The organism is Streptomyces sp. NPDC039480, from assembly GCF_055597165.1.
Map to the genome: position 1 here is coordinate 52,015 of NZ_JBVITX010000014.1, position 24,494 is coordinate 76,508.

Here is a 24,494-nt window from a genome sequence, read left to right on the forward strand (position 1 = left end):
CAGTCGAACGCAAGGCCCGCGGGCCGCCCTTGGTCCACGACTTCCGCCAGCATGGCACCTACCGGACGCTGACCCGCAGACCCTTCGCAATCACCGAGCTCTGCTCGTCGCGGGCGAATCGCGGCGCAGTAACGTTGACGTCAGAAGTCAGTTCCTTCTGTCGTCGCTCCCGGTCACGATTAACGGGCTCCGCTCACATTCGCACGCGCCCGCAGTCCATGAGTTGCCGGAATGGCCACCAATGGCACGACGGCAAACCCCCATACGCCTGGTGGCAGGGCAAGGAGAAGCGCGCCGGCTTTGCGCCGGTGACCTGGCTTTCCTGCTCGGGGCCGCGGGTCACAGCCGCCGGGATGACGTCCGACACCGGCGCCTTGTTCACGCCGGAGCGCGCGGGCAGAAGCGGCTCGCTGCCTCGATCACCTCGATAACCGGGGAAGTTCGCGCAGGTAGACCCTGATCCACGGCTCGCCCTGCGACTGCGGTCACGTGTTGAGGTAGAAGTAGGTGAGGACATCAAGGGGCCGCCGTCGGCTGTCGGTCGTGCGGGAGGCGCAGGGTGAAGGTGCTGCCTTCGCCGAGAGTGCTGCGGACCGTGATCGATCCTCCGTGGGCCTCGGCCAACTTGCGTGCGATGGACAGCCCGAGGCCGCTGCCTCCGGTCCGGCGGCTGCGGGACTTCTCCGCGCGCCAGAACCGGTCGAAGAGGTGCGGGAGGTCCTGTGGTGCGATGCCCGTCCCGGTGTCCTCGACCTCCAGGACGATGCCGTGCTCCTCCTGCCGGGAGCGCAGCGTGACCCTGCCACCGCTCGGGGTGTGGCGTACGGCGTTGCTCACCAGGTTGCTGATGATTTGCTGGAGTCGCATCGGGTCGGCGTACACCTCGTGGATGCCGCCGGCGAGGTGCTGGTCGAGTCGCACACCTGCCTGCTCGGCGGTGCTGCTGTGGGCGGAGGCGGCCCGGCCGAGCACATCGGCGGTCCGTACCGACTCGATGCGCAGAGTCAGCTTCCCGGCGTCCGCGGCGGCCAGATCGGACAGGTCGTCGATGACGTGCTGGAGCAGCACCGCCTCGTCGAGGAGGAGGGCGAGGAGTCGGTCGTCCGTCGGGGTGAGGCCGTCCTGGGCCGCTTCCAGCCAGCTGCGGATGCTGGTCAGTGGACTGCGCAGTTCGTGGGCGACGTCGGCGACCATCGACTTGCGCTGCTCCTCAAGCTGCTTGCGGCGTTCGGCGAGATCGTTGAAGGCCACAGCGAGGTGTCCGATCTCGTCGTTGGTCTTCACCGGGACCTGCACGATGTGCTCGGCGGGCTGCTGGGCGGCGGTGATGAGCGAACGCAGCGGGTGGATGAGCCGGAGCCCGATGGCGACGGTGAGGGCGACGGCGACGGCCAGGACAAGGGCGGCGGCAGCGGCGATCCGGCCCACAGTGCCGTCGGACGGTGTGAACCCGATCGACTCGTCGAGATCGCCGGAGGTGGCGACGAAGAGCAGGGCGGGCGGTGCGACGTAGGGGCGGAGCTGCTTGCGGCGTGAGTCGTCGACACATGCCTGGGCCGCTGTGTCGGTCACCGTCTCCCGTGCCGGTCCCTCGATCTGCCAGGTGAGGTCGTCCGCGACTTTGATGACGTCCGGTTTCCGCAGCCTCAGGCAGGTGGCGGTGAGTGTTGTCAGCTCCCGCAGCACCGCGCGCTGGGAGGGCTGAGGCTCCTGATGAATGGTCAGGTTGCAGACTGCTGACGCCTTCTGCCCCAGGCCGGGATCGGAGAACCGGATGTCGAAGCGGCCGCTGGGCAACTCGACGACCTGAGGGGGAGCGCCGCTCTCCCTCAGACACGGGGTCGCCTCCGTCACGGCTTCGCGTACGCGGCGGTGTTCTTGTGTCGTGAGGCGGTACGGTCCGACGGCTCGCGGATCGATGGAAGCGCGGTCGTCCGCCAGTGCGGTGTCCGGGTGCAGGGGATCGACCTGGGCCGAGGGACGGGCCGGCAGCGGACGCGGTCCGGACGCGGAGGCCGCGATCCGGGTACGCGACGGAGTGGTGAGCGTGATCGCCCGCCCGGTGTCGGCGGCAAGAGCGGTGACCAGCCCTTGGACTCCGTCCCAGCTCCGGTGCTCGGCCGCGTAGCCGATGAGTGTGTCGTGGATCCTGATGTCGTCGGCGAGGGACTGGCCCTGCTCGGTGCGCAGCGCGCTCGTGGTGGTGGTGACGGCGATCCAGGCCGTCGCCGCCACCGCGCAGACGGCGACGAGGACGGACGCGGCGAGCAGTCGGGCGAGAAGGCTGCGGTGCAGTGGCACCCTGCGTCGACGCATGTCAGCCGCCGTCGGACGCGGAGGGCGAGGTCGCCCGGGAGCCGTCTGCCGGGCCGGAGGGCATCTTGTAGCCGATGCCGTGGACGGTCAGCAGGTGCACGGGGCGGCGCGGGTCGGCTTCCAGCTTCTTGCGTAGATTCATGATGTACATGTCGATCGTGCGGAGGGTGGACATGGTGTCCCAGCCGCGCGTCCGCTCAAGCAGTTGCTGCCGGGTGAAGACACGCCCCGGTTCGGCGGCCATCGTCGCCAGCACGGTGAACTCACCGGGCGTGCAGCCGATCAGCCGCCCGTCCACACGCACCTCGTGCCGTGCGGGATCCACGGATATCCGGCCCGCCCGCAGTATTCCGTCGTCCGGGGGAGCCGCCCGTTCGACCCTGCGAAGGAGCGTCCGTACCCGAGCCGTGAGCTCGCGTGGGCTGTAGGGCTTCGTCATGTAGTCGTCGGCCCCCAGATCGAGCCCGAGCAGCAGATCGTCCTCGCTCGTGCGTGCAGTCAGCATGAGCATGGGCATCGATGTCTCCTGCCGCAGGACGCGCGCCACGTCCAGTCCGTCGACCCCCGGCATCATCACGTCGAGCACGAGGAGCTGGGGGCGCAGTCGGCGGACGGCATCGATGGCGGCGCGACCGTCGTGGACCACGAAGACGTCGTATCCCTCGGCGCTCAGGTACATGCGCAGCACCTCCGCCTGACGCGCGTCGTCCTCGGCGATCAGCACGTTGTGGTTCATCAGGCGATCCTAAGGGCGGCCGGCAGGCATTCGCCCAGGTCGGGAGAGTCTGACAAGTTCGATACTTTTCACTGACCGCGCTCTGACGACGCGCTGCCAAAGTCGGCGCCATGAAACGAGATTCGACGTGGCGCCCGGTGTTCGCCCTTCTCGCGACTCCTGTATGCCTCGGCCTGCTCACGGGCTGCTCACAAGGTGACGGCAGTGCATCCGACGAGGGAACGGATTCGCATGTCGCCTCCGTGAAAACACCCGGAGGGAAGGAATCCGACGGATCCTCCGAGGCGAAGACTTCCGGCGGATCATCCGGCTCCGGAAAGAAGGGTGTCATGATCAGCATGACCATGACCGACGAGGAGAAGGACGGCATCCACGACGCCTGGTACGCCTGCCTGAAGGCCAAGGGCGCCCCGATGGCCATGAAGGGCGATACGGAGGTCGTCAAGGACCTGGACAAGCGACAGCCGGCGGCGGCGTACACGGCCTGCGAGACGAAGGAGCCCTATCTCGACCCGCTGTACACCAAGGACGGCAATCCCAAGTACGCGGAACAGACGAAGGCATGGCTGGTCTGTGTGAATCGCGAGGGCATCGAAGTCAGCGGCAACTGGGACGACGACTTCTTCACGTTCGGAAAGGTCGACCCGAAGGTGACGAACAAGCAAGAGGTCTACCGCAAGTGCTATTCGGTGTCCTACAAGTGACGGACTACCGACCGCGCAGGTGGGCGTCCACATCAGAACGCGTACGGAGGTCACTTTCGTGACCACCGGGACCGATGCCGACCAGGGACCTCAGCGCCGCCGTACGCGGATCCTCGTCTCCGTGAGCGCAGCGGCCCTGCTCGTGACGGGAACGGCCGGAGCCATTGTGTGGAACCGCGACGGGGGCAGCCCGGCAGGAACGCGGTCCGAGCCGACCGCGCAGACCGCCACGATCACCCGGGGTGACCTCAGCAACAGCCAGACCCTGGACGGCACTTTGGGATTCGGCGTTCCGGCGACCGTACGCGCCGCAGGTGGCGGCGGCACGGTGACCTGGCTCGCCCCGAACGGCACGAGGGTCTCCCGGGGCAAGGCCCTCTACCGCGTCGACGACCGGCCCGTGTCCGTCCTCTACGGCGACCTGCCGCTGTACCGCAGACTCGCCACGCCCAACACCGTAGGCCGTGACGTCCGTGTGCTCGCCGACAACCTGCGGGCCCTGGGCTACTCCATCGGCAGCCAGCCCTCACCTGGTCAGACGGTCCTCGTGCGGCCGGAAGGAGCCGGGGACGGTGCGGGCGCGCCCCCCGCTCCCGGCGCGATCGGACCGGCGGAGGATCCTGGGGCGGGGAACACCCGTCAGGAAGAGCCCAAAGCCGGGGACAGTGCGGGCGCGACGCCGTCCGCCGGCCGCACCTCCCCCGCGCCCACGCGGGTGACGGTCAAACAGGGCGAAGCCGTCCTCACTCAGGCCCTGATCAACGCGGTCAAGCGCTGGCAGACCGCTCTCGGCGTACCGGCCAGCGGGGTGGTGAAGTTGTCCGACGCGGTCGTGCTCAACGGCCCCGTACGGGTGGACAGCGCGCAGGTCCAGGTCGGGCAGCCGGCGGAAGGGCCGTTGCTCCGGGTCACCCCGACGGGCAAGGCCGTTACCATACCGGTGGATGCCGACGAGTCAGGGCCCATCAAGCGTGGCGGCCGCGTCAGCGTCCGCCTCCCGGACGGAACCCCCCTCAAGGGCAAGGTCGCTTCCGTCGCCACCAGCGCTGAAGCCCCCCAGGAAGAACCGGGCGGCGACCAGACCCCCCAGGTCGATGTCATCGTGACGCTCGACGAACCGGCCCGGGCCAAGAAGTTCGACTCCACGCCGGTGAAGGTCGAATTCGTCCACGAGACCCGCCGCAACGTGCTCATCGTCCCCGTCACCACGCTCCTTGCGCTGCGCGAGGGCGGGTACGCGGTCCAGTACAAGGACGGGAGGCTGGCCGCTGTCACGACGGGACTCTTCGCCGGTGGGCAGGTCGAGATCACCGGGGAAGGCATAGCCGAGGGCGACCGGGTGGTGGTCGCGTCATGACCGCGGTGCTCTCCGTACGGGAGGTGACCGTCGCCTATCCGGGCGGCGTCAAAGCCCTCGACGCAGTCTCGCTGGACATCCATCCGGGAGAATTCCTCGCCATCGCCGGTCCTTCCGGCTCGGGCAAGTCCACTCTGCTGAACGTCATGGGCACGCTCGCCCTGCCCACCAGCGGTCACGTCGCGATCGACGGCCACGACGTCGCCGGCCTCGGTGACCGGCAGCTGTCTGCGCTGCGCGGGCGCCGACTCGGCTTCGTCTTCCAGCACTTCCACCTGTCCGAGGGACTCACCGCCACCGAGAACGTCGCCACCGGCCTGCTCTACGCCGGCGTACCGAGGCGCAGGCGGCGCCGGTCGGCACGGGCTGCGCTGGACCGGGTCGGCCTCGCCCATCGCTTCGACCACCTGCCCCACCAGCTCTCGGGAGGTGAACGCCAGCGGGTCGCCATAGCCCGGGCCCTGGTCCACCGGCCCTCACTCGTGCTGGCCGACGAACCGACCGGCGCACTCGACACCGCGAACGGACAGTCCGTGCTCCAACTCCTCGTCCAGCTCAACCAGGAGGGCACCACCATCGCGCTCATCACCCATGACCGCGACATCGCCCGCCGGCTGCCGCGCCGGGTGGAGATCCTCGACGGACACGTCGTCACCGACACCGGTCCGGTCCCGGGCGCCCATGACGATGCCCGAGCGATGACGTCATGAACGCACCCCCCGACCAGACCGCCACTCGCTCCTCCTCCATGCGCCCTTCCCCGCCCTTGCCCCGGCCGGTCAGGCTGGCTCTGTCCGACCTGTTGCTCCTGGGCATGATCGGTATCCGCACCCGCCGTATGCGGGCCGCGCTCTCGGCCCTCGGTATCTCCATCGGCATCGCGACCATGATCGTGGTCACCGGCATTCCGGTGTCCAGCCAACGCGCGTTGGAAGCGGAGCTGACCGCCCTGGGCACCAACCGGCTCAAAGCCGTGGCCGACTCCAGTCTCGTCGCGCCGGGCGAAACGGCGGCCTTCCCTCAAGAGGCCGCCGCGATGGTGTCCCGCATCGGTCCGGTCGAGGCCGTCACCGATGTCGCCAACACCGGTGCGAAGGTCCGCCGCTCGGACCGGATCGACACCAGGAACGCCGCAGGTCTGATGGTCCTGGCCGCCAGGCGCGACCTCCCCGACGTGCTCAACGCCGAAGTCCGGTCCGGCACTTACCTGACGAAGGCGACCGAGAAGTTCCCCACGGCCGTGCTCGGCTCGACCGCGGCAGCGCGTCTCGGCCACCTTGACCTCGTACCCGGTGAGCCGCCTCCTCAAGTCCTGCTCGACAACCGCTGGTTCAGCGTCGTCGGCATCCTGCGCAGCATCCCGCTCGCGCCCGACATCGACCGCTCGGTCCTGGTCGGCTGGGATGCCGCACGCGACAACCTGGGCTTCGACGGCTGTCCGACCCAACTCTTCGTCGAGGCGCAGGAGTCGGCCATGGAGGACGTCCACGGGGTACTGCCCGAGACCGTCGCCCCGGAAAACCCCGGACTGGTCCAGGTCAGCCGCCCCTCGGACGCGCTCGCCGCGAAGCGCTCGGCGCAGGCCACCTTCTCCGGCCTCTTCGTCGGTCTGGCCGGGGTGGCCCTGCTGGTCGGGGGGATCGGTGTCGCCAACACCATGGTGATCTCCGTACTCGAACGCCGCCGCGAGATCGGCCTGCGGCGCGCTCTGGGCGCCGGCCGGGGCCAGATCCGCAGCCAGTTCCTCACCGAGTCCGTCGCCCTGTCCGCTCTCGGAGGCATCGCCGGCGTCGTCCTCGGCGTACTGGCCACCGTGGGCTATGCCGGTTACCGGGCATGGCCTCCGGTCATCCCGCTGCCCGCGGCGGCAGCCGGTCTCGGCGCCGCGCTCGCCGTCGGCATCCTGGCCGGCGTCTTCCCCGCCGTACGCGCCTCACGCCTCCCACCGACCGAAGCCCTGTCCGCCACATGACCACCAGGAGTGGCCGCCTGGGTGGCAGGCGTGTGGTGGCGGATCCCGCGCTCGTCGCGCTGGTGTCCGAGGCCTGCCGGGGCGAGTACGGGCTGCAGTGGCCGGGGCCGGTCGAGTCCGTGAACGGCGACGAGGCCGCGGCCACCACCCTGTGGCTAACGGATGCCGGGAAGCCCGCGCAGCTGCCTGCGTGAGGTGAGCCCGAGCTTGCGGAAGATGTTGCGCAGGTGCGCGTCGACCGTCCGAGGGCTGAGGAAGAGCGTGGCGGCCACCTCCTTGGAGGTGGCGCCCTCGGCCACCAGGCGTGCGATGTGCGTCTCCTGCAACGTCAGCTGGTCCGACGCCTGCGAGGTACGGCTGCGTGCCTGCTCGCCGGTGGCGCGCAGTTCCCCGGCGGCACGTTCGGCGAACGACTCGATGCCGAGGTCGGTCAGCGGCTCGTGCGCGCTGCGCAGTGCGGCGCGGGCGTCCCGCCGCCGGCCCTGGCGGCGCAGCCATTCCCCGTACAGCAGGTGGGCTCTGGCCCGGTAGACGGTCAGGGTGCTGTCCTGCAGGAGGTCGATCGCCTCCCGGTAGGCGTTCTCGTCGTCGGTCACCAGGGCGCGGGCGTAGGCCTCCACACCCAGCCCCCAGGCGTGCCCGCCGGCTTGGGTGCGCTCCTGGAGGTCCGACAGCGCTGCCGCCGCGGTCCCGGGCCGGCCGCAGCGCACGGCCGCCTCGATCAGCTCCGGCAGGGCGAGGCCGGCGGTGCCGACGGCCCCGTACTCCACCGCCCGCCGGGCCGCCTCCAGCGCGGCGGCATAGTCGCCCAGGCCGTTGCAGAGCACGGCTGTCGCCCACTGCACGCTCAGGCTCATCCGCTGGTCCACGGACGCGAAAAGTTCGAGGGCCTCCGGGCGCCGGCCGCGCAGCGCGGCCAGGTGAAGGCGCGGGTAGACGAGGGGGGCGGCGCCGGTGGCGTCGGCGATGGCCTCCTCCTCCGAGATCAGCTCCGTCGCGGCGCCGAGGTCGCCGGTGTGCGCGGTCGTGGTGGCCTGCATGGCCAGTCCGGCGGGCAGGGCGTGGAACGAGCCGGAGCGGCGGCCGGCCGCGGCGGCCCGGGCGGCGATGCCATGCATGGCGTCGAAGTTCCAGAACTCGGCGGCCAGCAGGTAGCCCAGCGACGGCCGTGCGGCCCAGACTTCGTCGTCGGGGTCGCCGACGACGGGCCCGAGGATCTCTCCCGCCGCCCGGTGCCCCTCGCCCACCAGGGCGATCGCACCGGCGAGGAGTCCGGTCGCGCTGGTCGAGGGCCCGTCCGGCAGGGAGGCGTTCCTGGCGGCCTCCACCACTTGGTCGAGGCCGCCGAGCAGGATGCCCATCTCGACGGCGTCCAGGTAGCACTCCCGTGACCGGTCGGGGTCGACGGCCGCCAGCCGCGCGGCGGCACGCAGGAGGTGGGCGGTGGGGCCCTCGTCCCCGCGGCGGCGGGCGAACGACAGTTTCCCGCGCAGCAGGTCGGCCTGGGCGGCCGTCCCGGGATCCTCCCCGGTCACCGTGGTCAGCAGGTCGGCCGCCGCGTCGAACTCGCCGACCGCCAGCTTGGCCCGGGCGGCGGCCAGGGCCCGTTCGGCCCGCCGGACCGGACCGGCCGTGAGGGCGGCCGCACGTTCGAGGAAGGCCGCCGCCGCTGCGACACCGCCTCTTTCCTGGGCGCGGGTCGCCGAGGCCTCGAGCGCCGCGGCGACCTCCTCGTCGGGTCCGGCGGCGGCCTGGGCGCGGTGCCAGGCCCGCCGGTCGGGGTCGGCGAGCGGATCGGTCGCGGCGGCCAGCGCCTCGTGCGCCCGGCGCCGGTCCTCCGGCGCGGCGGCCCGGTAGGCGGCGGAGCGGGCGAGGGGGTGGCTGAAGCGGATCCGGGTACCGAACTCGACCAGCGGCACCGAACCGGCGGCGGCGGACGGGTCGATGCCCAGCAGCTCGGCCGCACGCCACAGCAGGCCAGGGTCCCCGATCGGGTCGGCGGCGGCGACGGTCACCAGCAGCCGCGCGGACGGTGCCAGGAGCTCCAGCCGGGTCCGGAAGCTCTGCTCGATGACGGCGGGCACCGAGTCGGGCTGCGCGAATCCGCCCGCCATCCCGGCGAGCCCGGCCGTCCTGGGCAGCTCCACCAGGGCCAGGGGGTTGCCGCGCGCCTCGGCCAGGATCCGGTCGCGCACCCGCTCGTCCAGGGGGGCGCGCAGCGCCGCGCCCAGCAGCGCCCGGGCGTCCGCCTCGCTGAGGCCGCGGAGGTGGTGAGCGGGGAGCCCGGCCAGTTCGGGCATGGTGCTCGCCTCGCGGGCGGCGAAGACGAGGGCGACCGGCTCGGCCGCGACACGGCGGGCCAGGAAGGCCAGCGCCTTGGCGGAGGCCCGGTCCAGCCACTGTGCGTCGTCGACGACGCACAGGAGCGGGCGTTCCGCCGCGGTTTCCGTGAGCAGGCCCAGCGAACCGACGCCGACCAGGAAAGGGTCGGCTACGCCGGACTCAAGACCGAAGGCGACCCGGAGCGCGGTGCGGTGGGGGCCGGGCAGGGCTGCCAGCCCGTCGGTGACCGGTGCGAGCAGCTGGTGCAGCGCGGCGAACGGCAGCTCCATCTCGAACTCCGCGCCGGACGCCCCCAGCGTGCGGAACCCGCTCGCGCTGCGGCGCAGATGCTCCAGCAGCGCGCTCTTGCCGATGCCCGGCTCACCACGCAGGACCAGGGCACCTCCCCGCCCCTGGCGTGCCTCGTCGAGCAGCGCGTCGAGCCGGCGAATCTCGTCCTGGCGGCCGAGCGGTACATCGGTGTCCGTGTTCGTTGCGGGCATGATCGACAACCTATGCGGTCGTACGCCGCGCGGGAATCGGGGAGCGAGTCGTTCCGCTCCTGCCGCCGAGCCCGGGTACGGAGGAGTGCGCCCCAGGCACCGCACCCTCGCCCCTGTCCACACCCCCGCCCATCCCCCGCCCCGCCCACGCCCTTGCCCACGCCCCCCGCCCTGCCCACGGCGGCTGCCTACGGGATCGAGATCCGGCCTACGTATAGGTGATGACCACCGACGCGAACGACCCGCTCCGGTCGCGAAGCTGGGGCCATGAAACGCACCGCACCGCTACCGGCCGGTACCGGCCCGGCACCGCGGACCGCCACCGGCCGGACACCGCTGGCGGTCCTGGCCACCGCCCAGTTCCTGGTCGTCCTGAGCGCCTCGATCGTGAACGTCGCCCTCCCGGACATCCGGAGCGGGCTCGGGCTGTCGGAGACGGGCCAGGCCTGGACGGTCAACGCCTACGTCCTCTCCTTCGGCGCGCTGCTGCTGGTCGGCGGGCGAGCGGGGGACGTCCACGGGCTCCGCCGGGTGTTCCTCACCGGCACCGCCCTGTTCGCCCTCTCCTCCCTCGGGGCCGCCCTGGCGCCCTCGGCGGCTGTGCTGATCGCCTCCCGGGCGGTGCAGGGGATCGGCGCCGCGCTGTTGGCTCCCACCTCCCTGGCCCTTGTCCTGACCCTCCATCCGAGCGGCAGGGCACGTAACACCGCACTCGGCGTGTGGGGGGCCGTCTCCGGGGCGGGCGGGGCGGCCGGCGTCCTGCTCGGCGGAGTGCTCACCGGGCTGTACGGGTGGCGTGCGGTGTTCGCGGTCATGGTGCCCCTCGCCCTGGCCGTACTGGTGGCGACACGGATGCTCGTCCGAGCCGATCGGCCGCGCGGCGGAAGCCTGGACGCACCCGGCGCGGTCACGGTGACGGCGGGTCTGGTCGCCCTCGCCTACGGCCTGTCGGGCCCATGGCCGATCGCCCTGGCCGGACTGGCACTGCTCGGGGTGTTCGCGGCCCTTCAGCGCCGATCGCCCGCACCCCTGGTGCCGGCCCGCATGAAGGCGGTGGCGCTGCCCGGTGTCCTGATGGCCCTGCTCGGCGCGGTCTGGCTCGGCCTCTTCTACTTCCTCCCCCTCTACCAGCAGCGCGTCCTCGGATACTCGCCCCTGGAGGCGGGGCTGACCCAACTGCCCCTCGCCCTCATGACCAGCCTGTCCTCGTGGGCCACCGGCAGGCTCTCCGGCCGGCGGGTACTGCCCCTGGGCCTGCTGGTCCTCGCGGCCGGACTGGCCTGGCTGTCGCGGACACCGGCCGACGGCGGGTTCCCCGCGGACCTGCTCGGCCCCACCCTCCTGATAGGCACCGGGCTCGGAGTGGCCTTCGTACGGCTCACCGCACTGTCCTCGGCGGGCGTCGCCGCTTCGGACAACGGCCTGGCCGGCGGCCTGGTCAACGCCACCCGGCAGATCGGCGGCGCCGTCGGCCTGTCCTTCCTGACCCTGCTCCCCTCCTACGGCGCGGCCTTCCTCGCCTGCGCCGCCCTGACCCTCGTGATCTCCCTCCTCTCCGCCCTCACGGCGCAGCCCACGCGAAAGGCCTGACCATGACCACGTCCCTCTCCACGACTACGACCACGACCGCGGACCTCGACAAGGCGTACATCACCGGCCACTTCACCCCCGTGATCGACGAGATCACCGGACACGACCTGAAGGTACGCGGCGCCCTTCCGCCCGAACTGAAGGGCCGATACTTCCGCAACGGCCACAACCCCAAGCCGGGCATCACCCCCAGCCACTGGTTCAGGGGCGAAGGAATGATCCACGGCATTCGCCTCAGGGACGGCCGCGCCGAGTGGTACCGCAACCGCTGGGTGCGCACCCCCTTCCTGGACGGAGTACCGTTCACCGGAACCGAACTCGACGTCAGCGCCGCGGCCACCAACATCATCTTCCACGGCGGACGCTACCTGGCCCTCCAGGAGGCCAACCTGCCCTACGAGGTCAGCGCGGAGCTGGACACGATCGGCGTCCACGACTTCGGAGGGAAGCTCACCGGCGCGATGACCGCCCACCCCAAGGAGGACCCGGTCACCGGCGAGCTGCACTTCTTCGGCTACGGCCCCTTCCCGCCCCACCTGACCTACTACGTGGCCGACGCCTCCGGCGCCGTCATCCGCTCGGAGGTCGTCGAAGGCGCCGGCCCCTCCCTCATGCACGACTTCGCCCTCACCCGCGAACACGTCGTCTTCATCGACTCACCCGTCGTCTTCGACCATGCGGAACACTCCGGCATCCCCTACCGCTGGCACGACGACGTCCCGCTGCGCCTCGGCGTGGTGCCGCGCGCCGGAGGGCCGGCCCGCTGGTTCGAGGTGCCCGACCAGGCGGCCCTGCTCCACGTGGCCAACGCCTACACCGACGCACGCGGCCGGATCGTCCTCGAAGCGCCCGGCTTCGACCGGTCGGCCTGGGAGAGTTCCTGGAAGTGGTGGGTCGGCGCCCCCGGGTTCGGCAGCAGCCCGGCCACCGGGTCCACGTTCCGGCGGTGGGTCATCGACCCGGCCACCGGCACGGTCACCTCCGAGCCCCTCAACGGCCTGGTCACCGAGTTCCCGTCGATCAACGACGCCCGCACCGGCAGCGACTACCGCTACAGCTACGCGATCGCCTTCCCCGGCGCGGGCCTCTCCGGCTACCACACCGTCAAGTTCGACACCCGAACCGGCCGGGAGCGGCTGCTGGCGCACGGCGAGGGCCGAATGCCGGGCGAGGCTGTCTTCGCCCCCGCCGCGGGCGGCACCGCGGAGGACGACGGATACCTGCTCACCATCGTCAGCGACCTCGCCGCCGACACCTCCGAGCTGCTCGTCCTGGACGCGGGAGACCTCAGCACCGTGGCCGCCGTCGAACTCCCGCGCCGGGTGCCCGCGGGCATCCACGGCCACTGGATCCCCGACACCGAGCAGCCCGCCTGACCGGCGCCTGACAGCCCGTCCGACCGGTCACCCGCGCCGGACCCCGACCGCCCGGACCGCCGCTCATTCCCCCGCAGCGACGGTCCGGGCCCCACCACGACCGCGACGCTGGGCGGCTGCTGCGCGCGACTCGGTCCGGTCGGGGCGTGGCAGGTCGGTGAGAAGCCACGTCGGCAGGACGGCCAGTACAACAACTGGCCCTGTCCACTTCGCACACAGACCCACGAACACTCCCCCGCGACCGACCATTCGGCCCTCGATCCGAACGGACGGGCAGCCTTCTTCCTCTCTGCGTTCGCCGCCCTGGGCGGCCCGGCATCGCGGGCCTACTACGACAAGAAGATCGCCCAGGGCAAGCACCACACCCAAGCCCTGCTCTGCCTCGCCAGACGCCGGGCCGACGTGCTGTTCGCAATGCTCCCGGCACCTTCTACGAACCGCAGTCGTCGGCCGCAGTCATCTGACCTGCGGGTCTGCAAGGAGAACGACTCGATCGGCCTCGACATCGAAGCCGAGCACCGGATGGCCATAGTCGCCTTCCGGGTCCATCAGCACAGGCTTGCCCAGCCGCCGCCCGATCTCCCGGAGGAAGCCGCAGAGCACATCAAGTCGACCCTGGCCCTGCAACTCCCGCAGGTCGACGTCGAAGTCAACTTCATCGTCGGCATGAAAACGGAAGATCGCCAACACATCGGCAGTCGGCCAGACCTGCAGGTCCGGGCACTCTGCATCCGCCGGGCGGGACAGAACGGCCTCTGCCCGAGGCACCGGAAGCACCGTCTCGCCCTCGGAGTACTGGCACTTCCAGCCCTTCTCCGCGACAAGGTCGAGAACCGCCTGCCAGGCCTCAACCGAGGCATCCGGGACACGCACGCCCGGCAACAACCCCATCAAGTCCGGATCGAAGAAGGAACTCACGTCATCCCACAGCAGATCAGCCACGCCGCCATGCTGCCCGGCTCGCCGACCCAATGCACCCCGGGTTCCGAGAGGGGTTCTGAGCACGGGGCGGTGCGGCGGGCGAAGGCAGTGGCGCTGGGCAGTTCTGGCTGGCGCGCGGCGACCGGACTGCTGAGTACCACCGCAAGCAGATCCGTGAGGCCCTGGGCTTTCGGCCCTCAACGGTCGTGGACGAGAGGGCGCTGGCCGAGTGGCTGGCCGCGGAGGTCTGTCCGGTCAAGCTGGTGGAGGACCGGCAGCGCGGGGCCCTGCTGGTCGAGTGCCGGGCCCGGAAGATCGAGCCGCCGGGCCGTACCCGGGTCGAGAAGGTACTCGTCGCGCCGCGGGGCAAGTGGGAGAAGACGTTCTGCGCCCGCACGATCGACCGCCTCGGCGAGGCGTGCACGGCCCGGCTTCTGTCCTTGGTGGCCGAGGACAACGAGGCGGGTACCGCCCTGCTGGCCGCGCTCAAGCGCGACCCGGGCGCGGTGGGCCTGGACTCCCTGCTCACAGCACCGTCCAGGAAGTCGACCGCCTCGGCCGCAACCTCCTCGAAGGGCTGATCGTCCTCAACGACCTCTTCCAACGCAGCATCTCGGTCAAGGTGCTGGACGGCATCGCCACCGGCGAGCACACCGAACGCTCGCTCATCCTCGACCTGGCCCTCGCCCTTTCCGAAGACCGGCGCCGCGACATCCTGAAGAAGACGAAGAACGGCCTCGACTCCGCCCGCGCACACGGCCGCGTCGGCGGCCGACGCCCCGTCGTCGACGACGACAAGCGCCGCGTGATCCTCGCCCGCCGAGCCGAAGGCCACTCAATCCGCCAGATCGCCGCCGCCGTCAAAGTGTCCGTCAGCGTCGTACACATGACCCTCACCCCGGCAGCGGCGCCCGTCGACAGCTGACCCCCCAGGGGCAGGTCGAGGGCCAAGGAGACAGAAACACCCTGGCCACGGGGGCAAGGACTCAGCAGGGCTCAGAGGAACACACGGGATGTCGCAGACCCGGTCCGCAGCCCCTACCACGCCCGTACCCGAGCCCTGCGACGTCGTCCTCCGGCCCGGGCAGTTGCCCTGGCCTGATCCAGGCCAAAGCTCCGCATACAGGTCGTCACATCCCGCCGCTACTGCGTCTCCGTCATGCAAGCGTCATTCAAGTCGCCTATGGCTACCACGAGTCGCAGCCTGACGAGGCCCTCCACATCCCGGCGCAGGCCCGGGTCCTCGATCTCGATCTCCGCGAACTCGAGAGCGTCCTTCAACTCACGCGCCTGCTTGCGGTACTTCGAACCGGGGCGGGCAAGGTCTTTGAGGGTGAGATTCATGGCGTACGTCACCTTCTCCCCGTACATCCATGGCTGCCACTCCATGAGGTACCTGGTGCACAGAAACTCCATGTAGTCGGAGGGCGTCGGCAGCGCCGATATGGTGGCGGTCGCCGTAGGCGTCTTCACCTTCGGCAATGAAGGCTGCTTGGGGGTGGGAGAGCACGCACCCAGTCCGACCGTGAGCGCAGCTGTAGCGCACACAAGGCGAAGCCTGAGATTCTTCATTCCGCGACACCGATCCGTCTGAAGAGGTCATCCAGGGAATCGAAGTCCAATTTGCTGGACTCATCTGAGATGTCGTAGAGCGATACGTCGCCATCCTCAAGGCCTTTGCTGCACCTTTGGCTCATGCCGCGGACATCGGAAGAGATGGCTGTCCACTTCACCTGCGCCCTGCGGTCAGGTATGGGAATGAAGCGCTCGGCGCGCTCCACAGTGGCGGCCAGTCTGCGGCAGACCCGGGCGGCGTCTCTCAAGACGCGGAAGTGCGTGCGGTAGATCGCGACAGTCTGCCCTGCTGTCGTCTTCTCGGTCAGTTTGGGAAGCTTGGCCCAGTGGCCTGCGAGCAGGACCAGATACGAGGAATCGATGCCCATCCTGGCGTAGATGTCGAAGCCGCCCGCGTAGTACCAGCCGGCGACCTGTGCGGCAGAAGTCTGCTGTGTGGACGGGCTGCCGGCCGAGTCGCGCTCGGAACCGGAGTCGTCCGTGCCCAGGGCAGTGAGGGATATCAGCACGGCGGTGAGAGTGACCAGGGCCACGGAGGCCGTCCAACGCCGGCGACCAGGTCGGTCCGGGGCATCGCTGGTGCGGCGCGGGGCAGCTCCGACTTCTCGCGCCAGCCTGCGCTGGTAGCTGGATACGGCATCGCGTACCGCCAGACCCCCCACTGCCGCCACCACTACGGCCAGCGCTCCCAGCACGGGAACGGCGAGTGCGGGGCGCAGGAACGTCACGATATCCGGCGCCGCCCGACGCACTTCATCGTCCGGGCAGGCCGAGAAGTTGGCGTTCGCCGGTCCGACGCAGCCATCGAACATCCACAGAAGGCCACAGCCGACGAGGCCGAGGAGTACAGCCAGGCCCCCGGAGAGTACCGCGTACGGGACGGCGGTTCTGGGCAGCACGAAGGCGGCAAGCAGAGCGGCGAATGCCGCAGCAACGATCAATGCACCGACCCACCAGGCCTGGTAGAGCCAGACGGTCGCGGATCCCGCGTCAGGTCGCACCAGCTCCTCGTGCCACCAGTTGTTGATCACTACCACGGACGCCAGCGCGACGGCACCGCCGGCGATGCCCGGGACCGTGATCCGCAGCAGAACCGGCGGGCGGCCCCGCTCCCGGGGCCGCAGCAGTACCAGGACCAGGAGAATCGCCGGCACCAGCCACAACAGCACGGAACCTGCCACCGCAGCCGCGTCCAGAGAGAGCAGCAGCGAACTCTGGTGCAGCAGCGCTGCGGCGCGCGGGAGGGGCAGCCACGCACCGTCCGCGAAGACTCCGCTGGCGCCTAGCCCCTGTCCGGCTTGCTGCGGGCTCACCAGAAGTAGTGGCCCCCAGAAGTAGAACACGATCAGCGGCGCACCGATGGTCACGATGCTCGCTGCCGTGCAGGACCAGAATGCGGCGGTCCGCGCGCGGACGGGCACCAGGTCGGTTGCCAGGTGGGCCACCTGGGCAAGCCATACGCCGGCCACCACCGCGCCCGCGAAGAGCACACCGAGAAACCAGTAGTTGTCCGGTAGCCAGACCCCGGCGTCGGCAGGGAGGGAGAGCACGGTGCCGCACACCAGGCCGACGCCTAATGCGGCTCCCTCGCGCCAGCCGCGGGGCGGGGCTGCTTCTTTGTCCGCCGCATACATCACGGCCCGCCAGATCGGCGCGGCCACTGCCAACAGCGCCAAGGCCACGCTCAGCCACAGCAGGACGGTGTCCAGCCCGAACTCCTCCAGACTGCTCTGTCTGCTGGCGGCCAGGCCGGTCAGGATGCCGACGAGGCCGATGGGCACCAGGTTCGTACGGTACAGGCGGCCGTCTTCCGCAAGCATTCGCAGGCGCGCCGCGTCGCTCGGGTGCCACAGCCGACGCGACTCGTCCCGCAGCCGCATGCGCCACGAGCGCGACTCCGCTTTGCCACCGGACGCGGCCAGCAGGCTTCGCACGTCACCTCGCCAGCCCGGCTCCAGAACATCGGCGTGATATTCACGGAGCCGCAGAATGTCCGCGCGCGCTATATAGACAGCCGCGACCACACCGACGACGCGCACCAGATTCTGCAACGGCTCCTCAAAGCCGCGCGAGGTGTCGGAGAATACCGGAGCCACGTACCACACTAGCACCGGCCCCATGACCACGAGCAGAAATGCCCGCCAGAGCGCGATGGTGGCATAGGTCAGGCCCACGTCGTGGTTGGCAGCGTGGTTCAGTTCGTGCAGCACCACGCCCCGGCACGCCTTGAGATCCGGACCCCGGCGCGCAACCGACGCAGCGCCGTCGCGCCTGTTCAATGCCGCCGCATAATTGCGCAATAGCCCGGCATTCAGCGCAATGGTGTGCCGACCGAAGCGCCCGAATACCACCGCACTGCAACTCAGGTCATACGGGTTGATCATGAAGCGCACGCGTTTGCGGGGCACGCCGGTGAGGGTGCACAGCTCATCGAGCTCGCCCGGCAGCAACTTGGCGCTCGTGGCCTGGCCGCCATCCCACGATGCACCCAGGTCGACCAGCCGAGATCTGCGGCACTTCCAGGTAGGCAGCAGCACGTAAATGAGGAGGGCGACGACGATGACACCGGACAGGGAAAGCAGTGCCTGCTCCCTGACCAGACCGAGAACGAGATCCTGACCCTCCAGGCAGCGCTCGAAACCGCCGCTGTCCTGGGTGGCGATGCGGCACTGGCGCTCTTTGACGACTTCCGGGGCACGGCTCTGTTCCGCCATCTCGAACAACGACCCGAGCGTAGAAACCGAGATGAGTGCCAGCAGCAGAAGGAAACGGAAGGTGGTGCCGGTGTCCAACCCCCGACGCACCGCTATGTCCTGCTGGTCTGCTCGTCGGAGCTGTCGTCGCCGTCGCCGCGGGCTGTGTCTGCCTCGCCCTCCGCTACGGCTTCCCTTCCGAGCGCCAGACACCCGACGACGCGTTCGGCGACCACGCGAGCGGTGTCGTCGGAGATCCCCGCCTCCACCAGCTTGTCCAGCATTAGGTCGTGTACGGCACGCAGCCGCTCACGGGGCAGTTCGTGCAGACTCGTGACAACGGGCTCACGACGGAACAGCCGCTGCAGCCAAGTCCCCAGCAGCACTCCAGTAACGCCCGCTACCACCGTGCGATAGCTCTCCTCGAGCGCCATCATCAGCGCCGGACCGAGTACGCCTACGGCCTCGCCCAGGTTGAATCCGAGAGGGTCACCGTTCCTGCGCCGCCGCCGCAGCCGCCGAACGATACGCGCATCGTCCGCTGTCGTCAGCAGTGCGCTCAATATCTGTTGCTCCTCTGCGGGAACATGGCCGCTTTCGACGGCGAACTGCACGCCGTCCTCGACCACATCACGCAGGGCCATCTGGCGCTGCTGCATCGATGACACCCTCCCCGTAGGTCCAACCACCTGTCTCCTGCAGTCAGAACTACGACCTTATCGATGCAGCACACACCCGTGCCAGACAATCGCGAGTCTCTCGACACCCAGCTCCCGGCCCTGAGTTCATGCCCCGGAACACGTTGATCCCGTGGGCACTCGACGACCCGCCCGGTCATCCGATGGATCTCGACCTTGTGCCGCAGCTCCAGGAACAGGAAGTACGTGGTCAGCGCCTGTGCGCGGGCCAGCCGGGTGCCACTCGGCGAGCCTCGCAGCACCTTCCCGAAGTAGGGGCGCCCGTCGACAGCTGACCCCCAGGGGCAGATCGCTACTTTGCGGCTGGTGTCTGAGCCAGGACACCAGTGCCTACTCGGCCGCTCAGCCGATCAAGAACGCCGAGGGCTGGGAATCCACCCTTAGCAAGCTTTCCCAGATGTGGCAGGAGCAGGTCGTCATCGAGATGGAGTAGGCGAAGACGGTCAAGCCGCTGTGACGATCCGGGGTGCTGCGGTGTCGAGGGTTTGGTCCCGGATCATGGCACAGAGGACGTTGACGCGACGCCGGGCGAGGGCAAGGACAGCCTGTTTGTACTCCTTGCCCTCCTTCCTCTTCCGGTCGTAGTACGCCTTCGAGACCGGGCACGACTATGGACTCGAGCACGGCAACCGCTCTGTGGACATCCTCGCCCGCGTCCAGTCGAGCCGGGCGAAGGACCGGGAGTTCAACGCGGCCTTCGCCGCCTGGCGGCGCGAGCCGTCCGTCCGCGACTTCGTCCAGCGCACCCTCAAGGAACTCGGTGTCGCCGCCTGCATCAGCTGCAGGACCCGAACGCCGCGCCCCCCGCCGGGCGTGCGCGGAGGCAGACGGGCGACCACGTCGCCGGCCTCGGCCTGCTGCGTCAGCAGTGAGCGCAGCCGTTCGATCTCGTCGTACTGGGCAGCCAACCGGGAGATAGCCAGGGTCTTGAACTCGGTCAGCTTCGCCACCTCGGCGTCCCGTCGGGTGACCCGGTCCGTCAGCTCGGCGTTCTGCTTCTTGAGGCGCTCAAGCTGTGAGGTGCGCGGGTCGACGATCTCGTCCGCGTCCTGCAGCGCCTGGAGGCGGGACGTGAACTCCTCGGCCAGGTGTTGGTAGGCGCCGGGCCGGCTCGTGCCGTCGCGGTTGCGCTTCGGGGAGAAGCCGGTGCGGGTCACGCCGGCGAGCTCGGCAAGGGTCTTCAGATCGGCCTTGGCGCCAGGCGGGAGGTCGCCCCGCAGGATCCGCTCCATGGCGGCCCGTACGGCCGCTTCGTTACTGGCCTTGTCCTGTGCGTTCAAGCGGGGCACGTCACGCCATCCCTTGCGACATCGCGGCATCGAGGTCGGCGACCGCGAGCAGGGCCCGCTCACGTTCGGGGATCAGACGTTGCCGTTCGCCGCGGGGCACCCGCGGACTCTCGATGAATACGGTGAGTGAGGCGGCTTGCCCCGCCCAGACCGGTCGGTGGCACGGGTGGTGCGTGGCCTGCGGACAGCGCGCTGAGTCGCACATACCCACCAGCGGCTTCGTCGCCTCCGGGGTCCCGGCGAGCCGGAGGCACAGGGCCTTGGCCGGGTCACGGAACCAGCAGAAGTTGGCCGGCCCGACGTGCAGGGTCTGGGCCAGCTTGCTCAGCAGGTTCTCCAGGTGGGCGTCGTCGGTGAGGACCTTGGGGTCGGACAGGGCCGCTTCGGCCAGTTCGGCATCCACCTGGGCGAACGCCTCGATCACGCTCCGCGTCCCGGGGCCGGCGGGCAGGCGGCCGGCCTGGACGTCGCGGAACGCCTGCACGGTGAGCTGGACATGTTCCTTCCCCTCGGTCTCCGCGATCTCGGCGTGGAACCGCCGCTGTGATCCGCCCGGTCGCGCGGCGTAGCCCTCCGTGGTGGCTACGGAGATGTGCTTGAGGGCAATCTTCGCGGCGAGCAGACCGCCCGGCCGCTCGGCGATGGCCAGCGCCAGCGTGCGCCGGAGCATGCGGGCGTTGACCGGTCCCGCGGGGATGAGCGGCAGACCCCACCGCTCGCGATTACCAAACTTCTCCAGCCACTTGCGCAGCTTGGCCAGCCGGTCACCGATCAAGGCCGCGCCGAATAGAGGGGTGCCGGCGGGGCGGCCGACGAGACGCTCGGCCAGGGCGACGGCAAGGTCGACTTCCTCGATGACCACCCACTCGTCCGGCACCCCGCCGAACGGCTTCCACTTGTTCACCCGGCTGGCCAGCCGGAACCGCGCCCCGGCGGCCCGGAGCCGTCGGCTTGCTGGAGCGGCCCCCGACCGCAATTTCGGCCAGCTCGCTGGTCCGCATCCCACTGAGGGCACAGGTCAGCACGAGGCAGGCCGTGAGCACGTAGCCCGCCATGATCTCCACGTCTCCGTCGGCCAGCGGTGTGGTCCAGGGCACCGGCTGCTTGGTGTCGGCCCGGGGAATCGGAGCGGCATCACGAGCCCACGCTCCGGCGAAGCCGACCTCGGCGGCGAGTTGAAGCAGTGCGGGATCCTCTTTGAGCTGCTGGTACGGCTCGGAGCGGCTGAGCTCCTGTACCCCGATCTTGCGGCCGAGACGGCTGGCTGCCAGGTATGCGAGCGGCCCGTGCTTGCCCTGCTGCGCGGCCGCTGCCGCCTTCTGGGCGGAGATGGCGGGCAGAGGTTCGAGCGGCCCGCATCTGCACCAGGACGTCCCGCATGGCCGGAAGACGGTCCACGGTGAAGCGGGGCAGCGACCGGTGGCTACGGTCCGCTGGAGGCCGTGGCACGCAACCGGGTGAACCTGAAGAAGGTGATCACGCACTGGCCGGACATGCTGCGGGTGGCTGGCTCCCTGATGACCGGCCAAGTGAGGGCGTACGACCTGCTGCGGATGTTCGGCCGCGATGGACGCCCCACCCCGCTGGGACAGGCGTTCGCCGAGTACGAGCGCATCGCCAAGACGCTGCACCTGCTGCGCGTGGTCACCCCCGTCGATGACACCTACCGCCGGCCGATGAACCGGCAACTCACCGTCCAGGAATCCCGCCACAAGCTGGCCCGGGATATCTGCCACGGCAAGCGCGGGCAGATCATGCAGGCGTACCGCGAGGGACAGGAGGACCAGCTCGGCCTGGTCCTCACCGCCGCAGTGCTGTGGACGACCCGCCACCTCGACGCCGCAGTCACGACCTCGCGGGAGGCTGCCCGCCGACGAGCGAGAGCACGAGGTCCTGGACGAGGACGTTGCCCGAATCTCCCCGCTGAAGCACGCCAACCTCAACTGTCTGGGGATAGTACGGCTTCCGTGCCTCCACCCCTAAGGACCGTTCCGAATCAGCGGCGGCAGGACAGGGGCAGCGTAGCCACGACAAGGTGTGCAGCGGTGCGGAGGGTCAGTAGCGGTGCGACAGCGTCGATCTCTTGTGCATCGACGAGCTGGGCTGTGCGCCACGCGTCTGCGGTAGCCCGGACGCCACCGCCTTGAAGGCAACTCCCGACATGTCAATACGCGATGCCGTCAGTAGCTGGTGCGCCGTATCGCGTGCAGTGGAACTTCGTTGACGGGTTGTGGCAACGACTCATCTGCGGGCTTGTGATGTTCCAGAGGTCCGGCACGACTTGGTGGCATGGGCGGAGCAGGACTCGCTGTGGAACCGGCAGCAGCTCGCCAACCAGCTCCAATCCCTGCTTCGGGACTACTACCCGGCCGCCCTGGACGCCTTCGCCATCTGGACCAATGGCCTGTGCCGTCCTGAGGCCCGCGGCGCTCCTGAGGGCGGCCCCGACGCCCGCTCGGGCCACGCGGCTGACCCGTTCCCAGCTCCAGGCCACCCTGAAGCGGGCCGGCCGCAAGCGCGGCATCGAAGCGGAGGCCGACCGCCTCCGTGACGTCTTCCGCGCCGAGTGGGCCCACCAGCCGCCGCTGGTCGAGGACGCACTGGGCAAGCAGATGCTCGCCCTCCTCGTCCAGCTGGAAGCCGCCTGCACCGCCGCCGACGACCTCGCAAGGGCGGTCGAGGAGGCGTTCCCCCAGCACCCGGACGCCGAGATCCTGCTGAGCTTCCCCGGGCTCGGCATCCAGCTCGCCGCCCGGATTCTCGCTGAGATCGGGGACGACCACACCTGCTTCGCCGACGCCCGCGGCTTGAAGGCCTACGCCGGCTCCTCGCCCATCACCGGGGCCTCCGGCAAGAAGAAATCCAACACCCGCCGCTGGGTGAAGAACGATCGACTCAACCACGCCGGCTATCTCTGGGCCTTCTCCTCGCTCCGAGCTTCCGCCGGGGCCAACACCCACTATCGGCGACGACGCGAGCACGGAGACTGGCACGCAGCCGCCCAGAGGAACCTCTTCAACCGCATGATCGGCCAGCTCTACTACTGCCTGCAGCACGACGAACTGTTCGACGAGCAAACCGCGTTCCCCACTGAACTCGCCGCTGCAGCTTGACGCGTTGGCATCGTGAGGTGTCTGACCTCTTCGCCCCGTCCGCCACTTCGAGGAGTCCTCTTCGCCATGAACCAGCCGTCGTTGCCTTCGCTGATGGGGGTGTTCGCCCATCCCGATGACGAGAGCCTGCTGGCCGGCGGTGTGCTCGCACAGCACCACGCCGCCGGCGCCCGCACCTCTGTCGTCACCGCCACCTGGGCCCCGACGAGCCACCGAGTCCCCGAACTCGCCGACGCCCTGAACATCTTGGGCGCCAGGACCCCGCGGCTGCTCGGCTACGCCGATGCCCGCAACCCCGCCTCGGCCCCCGACGGCGCCGTCCGCCTCGTCGGCGCGCCCCTCGACGAAGCCGTCGGCCGCCTGGTCGCACACATCCGTGAGGTCCGGCCCGACATCGTCGTCGGCCACGACGCCCTGGGCCAGCTCACCGGGCACCCGGACCACCGGCGCGCCCACCAGATCACCCTCCTCGCCGTCGAGGCCGCCGGCCTGCCGCACCTGTATCCCGACGCCGGCGAGCCCTGGCAGCCTGCGGCCCTGTACGCGGCCACGCACTCGCAATCCGGTGTGGGCCGGCTCGGCCCGCTCCTTCAGAGCGTCGGGAAGACGCTCCTCGCGGTGCCGGACGCGTACGTGACCACGACCGTCGACGTCTCCCCGTGGGCCGCGGTGAAGATGGAGGCGATCCTCGCGCACCGCAGCGAAGCCGCCCGCGAGCGGCCTCTGCCCGGCCTGCTCGCCCGCCTGCCCGAAGCAAAACGCGACGAGATCATCCGCACCGAGTCCTTCACCCGGCTCACCCCCGGCCCCGCGCCGGATGACCCTCACCGGCTCGTCGCCTGACCGACCGCTGTTCACATGGTTCCGCCCGCACGATCGGAGACGAGATGACCGCCACGCCCTTCCCTAATGCGCCGCCCAGCACGATGATGACCGACGAGGAGTACGGGGCCCTACGCGCCTCTGCCGCCTTGTGGGCCGATACATCCGTCCTGATCACCGACCAGCGCGGCCGGGTCCTGATCCAGCACGTCGACTACCGCACGACCTGCCTCCTGCCGGGCGGCGCCGTCGACGCGAACGAGCCCCCAGCCCAGGGCGCCGCGCGGGAACTGCGCGAGGAGCTCGGCGTCACCACTACCGTCAACCAAGGGCTCGCCATCGACTGGGTCAGCGCCGACAGCCTCAACGCGCCCGCCAGCATGCGCTTTCCCGGCGAGATCCTGCACGTCTACGACGGCGGCACGTGGGACAACGAGCAGATCGCCGCCATCCGGCTGCCCGACCGCGAGATCAAGTCCATCGAATTCGTCGAACCCGCCCGGCTAC

Annotated in this window: 19 protein-coding genes and 5 pseudogenes; 14 read left to right on the forward strand and 10 right to left on the reverse strand. The window is 70.0% G+C overall.

Annotated elements, in window-relative coordinates; all coding sequences use genetic code 11:
- Positions 1–516: 516 nt before the first annotated feature.
- Together ACZ56E_RS34515 and ACZ56E_RS34520 are read right to left on the reverse strand one after the other, a co-directional pair.
- On the reverse strand, positions 517–2,316 hold the full coding sequence (locus ACZ56E_RS34515) for a sensor histidine kinase (RefSeq protein WP_471220376.1): 1,800 nt from the start codon (positions 2,314–2,316) through the stop codon (positions 517–519).
- Between the two features lies 1 nt (position 2,317).
- Positions 2,318–3,052, reverse strand: a complete 735-nt coding sequence (locus ACZ56E_RS34520) for a response regulator transcription factor (RefSeq protein WP_471220378.1) — start codon at positions 3,050–3,052, stop codon at positions 2,318–2,320.
- A 329-nt stretch (positions 3,053–3,381) separates the two neighbouring features.
- On the opposite strand from ACZ56E_RS34520, the gene ACZ56E_RS34525 reads away from it, so the two are divergent.
- Genes ACZ56E_RS34525 through ACZ56E_RS34545 form a run of 5 tightly spaced genes read left to right on the forward strand, consistent with a single transcriptional unit; the run spans position 3,382 to position 7,279 of the window.
- Entirely contained in the window at positions 3,382–3,756 is a 375-nt protein-coding gene (locus tag ACZ56E_RS34525; protein ID WP_471220380.1) for a hypothetical protein, read from the forward strand.
- Between the two features lie 58 nt (positions 3,757–3,814).
- Positions 3,815–5,113 carry an efflux RND transporter periplasmic adaptor subunit gene (locus ACZ56E_RS34530; protein WP_471220382.1) on the forward strand — a complete coding sequence of 433 codons (1,299 nt, stop codon included), beginning with the start codon at positions 3,815–3,817 and terminating at the stop codon, positions 5,111–5,113.
- Complete coding sequence (locus ACZ56E_RS34535) at positions 5,110–5,823, forward strand: ABC transporter ATP-binding protein (RefSeq protein WP_471220383.1); 714 nt, start codon at positions 5,110–5,112, stop codon at positions 5,821–5,823. Before ACZ56E_RS34530 ends, ACZ56E_RS34535 begins: the two co-directional genes overlap by 4 nt.
- Positions 5,820–7,085 carry an ABC transporter permease gene (locus tag ACZ56E_RS34540; RefSeq protein WP_471220385.1) on the forward strand — a complete coding sequence of 422 codons (1,266 nt, stop codon included), beginning with the start codon at positions 5,820–5,822 and terminating at the stop codon, positions 7,083–7,085. Before ACZ56E_RS34535 ends, ACZ56E_RS34540 begins: the two co-directional genes overlap by 4 nt.
- The gene (locus ACZ56E_RS34545; protein ID WP_471220387.1) at positions 7,082–7,279 is read left to right on the forward strand and encodes a hypothetical protein; all 198 of its coding nucleotides are present in this window, start codon (positions 7,082–7,084) and stop codon (positions 7,277–7,279) included. The genes ACZ56E_RS34540 and ACZ56E_RS34545 overlap by 4 nt, the downstream gene beginning before the upstream one ends.
- On the opposite strand, the gene ACZ56E_RS34550 is transcribed toward ACZ56E_RS34545, so the two are convergent.
- On the reverse strand, positions 7,241–9,910 hold the full coding sequence (locus ACZ56E_RS34550) for an AAA family ATPase (RefSeq protein WP_471220389.1): 2,670 nt from the start codon (positions 9,908–9,910) through the stop codon (positions 7,241–7,243). The two genes, ACZ56E_RS34545 and ACZ56E_RS34550, sit on opposite strands and share 39 nt — an antisense overlap.
- A gap of 267 nt (positions 9,911–10,177) precedes the next feature.
- Between ACZ56E_RS34550 and ACZ56E_RS34555 the strand changes: the two genes are divergently transcribed.
- The 3 genes and pseudogenes from ACZ56E_RS34555 to ACZ56E_RS34565 all read left to right on the forward strand — a co-directional run.
- On the forward strand, positions 10,178–11,500 hold the full coding sequence (locus tag ACZ56E_RS34555) for an MFS transporter (RefSeq protein ID WP_471220391.1): 1,323 nt from the start codon (positions 10,178–10,180) through the stop codon (positions 11,498–11,500).
- 2 nt (positions 11,501–11,502) lie between these two features.
- Positions 11,503–12,876 carry a carotenoid oxygenase family protein gene (locus ACZ56E_RS34560; RefSeq protein WP_471220393.1) on the forward strand — a complete coding sequence of 458 codons (1,374 nt, stop codon included), beginning with the start codon at positions 11,503–11,505 and terminating at the stop codon, positions 12,874–12,876.
- A gap of 276 nt (positions 12,877–13,152) precedes the next feature.
- Positions 13,153–13,340 (forward strand): annotated as a pseudogene (locus ACZ56E_RS34565) (IS110 family transposase); the annotation flags it as partial.
- Here ACZ56E_RS34565 and ACZ56E_RS34570 read toward each other — a convergent pair.
- Positions 13,333–13,818: a hypothetical protein gene (locus ACZ56E_RS34570; RefSeq protein ID WP_471220394.1), complete on the reverse strand. Its 486-nt coding sequence runs from the start codon at positions 13,816–13,818 to the stop codon at positions 13,333–13,335. The pseudogene ACZ56E_RS34565 and the gene ACZ56E_RS34570 overlap by 8 nt on opposite strands.
- Before the next feature lie 185 nt (positions 13,819–14,003).
- Between ACZ56E_RS34570 and ACZ56E_RS34575 the strand changes: the two genes are divergently transcribed.
- Together ACZ56E_RS34575 and ACZ56E_RS34580 are read left to right on the forward strand one after the other, a co-directional pair.
- Complete coding sequence (locus ACZ56E_RS34575) at positions 14,004–14,378, forward strand: hypothetical protein (RefSeq protein ID WP_471220396.1); 375 nt, start codon at positions 14,004–14,006, stop codon at positions 14,376–14,378.
- Positions 14,378–14,722, forward strand: coding sequence for a hypothetical protein (locus ACZ56E_RS34580; protein WP_471220676.1), 345 nt, complete (start codon positions 14,378–14,380; stop codon positions 14,720–14,722). Before ACZ56E_RS34575 ends, ACZ56E_RS34580 begins: the two co-directional genes overlap by 1 nt.
- A 218-nt stretch (positions 14,723–14,940) precedes the next feature.
- Here ACZ56E_RS34580 and ACZ56E_RS34585 read toward each other — a convergent pair whose 3' ends face one another.
- From ACZ56E_RS34585 to ACZ56E_RS34610, 6 genes and pseudogenes are all read right to left on the reverse strand, one after another.
- Positions 14,941–15,270 (reverse strand): hypothetical protein, encoded by a 330-nt coding sequence (locus tag ACZ56E_RS34585; protein WP_471220398.1) that lies wholly within the window; start codon positions 15,268–15,270, stop codon positions 14,941–14,943.
- Positions 15,271–15,365: 95 nt separating this feature from the next.
- On the reverse strand, positions 15,366–18,164 hold the full coding sequence (locus tag ACZ56E_RS34590; RefSeq protein WP_471220400.1) for a hypothetical protein: 2,799 nt from the start codon (positions 18,162–18,164) through the stop codon (positions 15,366–15,368).
- A gap of 14 nt (positions 18,165–18,178) precedes the next feature.
- Positions 18,179–18,724 carry a hypothetical protein gene (locus tag ACZ56E_RS34595; protein WP_471220402.1) on the reverse strand — a complete coding sequence of 182 codons (546 nt, stop codon included), beginning with the start codon at positions 18,722–18,724 and terminating at the stop codon, positions 18,179–18,181.
- A 482-nt stretch (positions 18,725–19,206) separates the two neighbouring features.
- A pseudogene (locus tag ACZ56E_RS34600) lies at positions 19,207–19,365 on the reverse strand (IS110 family transposase); the annotation flags it as partial.
- A gap of 6 nt (positions 19,366–19,371) precedes the next feature.
- Entirely contained in the window at positions 19,372–20,052 is a 681-nt protein-coding gene (locus tag ACZ56E_RS34605) for a hypothetical protein (protein ID WP_471220404.1), read from the reverse strand.
- Between the two features lies 1 nt (position 20,053).
- Positions 20,054–20,956 carry a hypothetical protein gene (locus ACZ56E_RS34610; protein ID WP_471220406.1) on the reverse strand — a complete coding sequence of 301 codons (903 nt, stop codon included), beginning with the start codon at positions 20,954–20,956 and terminating at the stop codon, positions 20,054–20,056.
- A gap of 520 nt (positions 20,957–21,476) precedes the next feature.
- Between ACZ56E_RS34610 and ACZ56E_RS34615 the strand changes: the two are divergent.
- From ACZ56E_RS34615 to ACZ56E_RS34630, 4 genes and pseudogenes are all read left to right on the forward strand, one after another.
- Positions 21,477–22,114 (forward strand): annotated as a pseudogene (locus tag ACZ56E_RS34615) (Tn3 family transposase); the annotation flags it as partial.
- A 219-nt stretch (positions 22,115–22,333) separates the two neighbouring features.
- Positions 22,334–23,165: pseudogene (locus ACZ56E_RS34620) on the forward strand (transposase); the annotation flags it as partial.
- Positions 23,166–23,231: 66 nt separating this feature from the next.
- Positions 23,232–24,008 (forward strand): PIG-L deacetylase family protein, encoded by a 777-nt coding sequence (locus tag ACZ56E_RS34625; protein ID WP_471220408.1) that lies wholly within the window; start codon positions 23,232–23,234, stop codon positions 24,006–24,008.
- Positions 24,009–24,094: 86 nt separating this feature from the next.
- Positions 24,095–24,457 (forward strand): annotated as a pseudogene (locus ACZ56E_RS34630) (NUDIX domain-containing protein); the annotation flags it as partial.
- Positions 24,458–24,494: the final 37 nt, after the last annotated feature.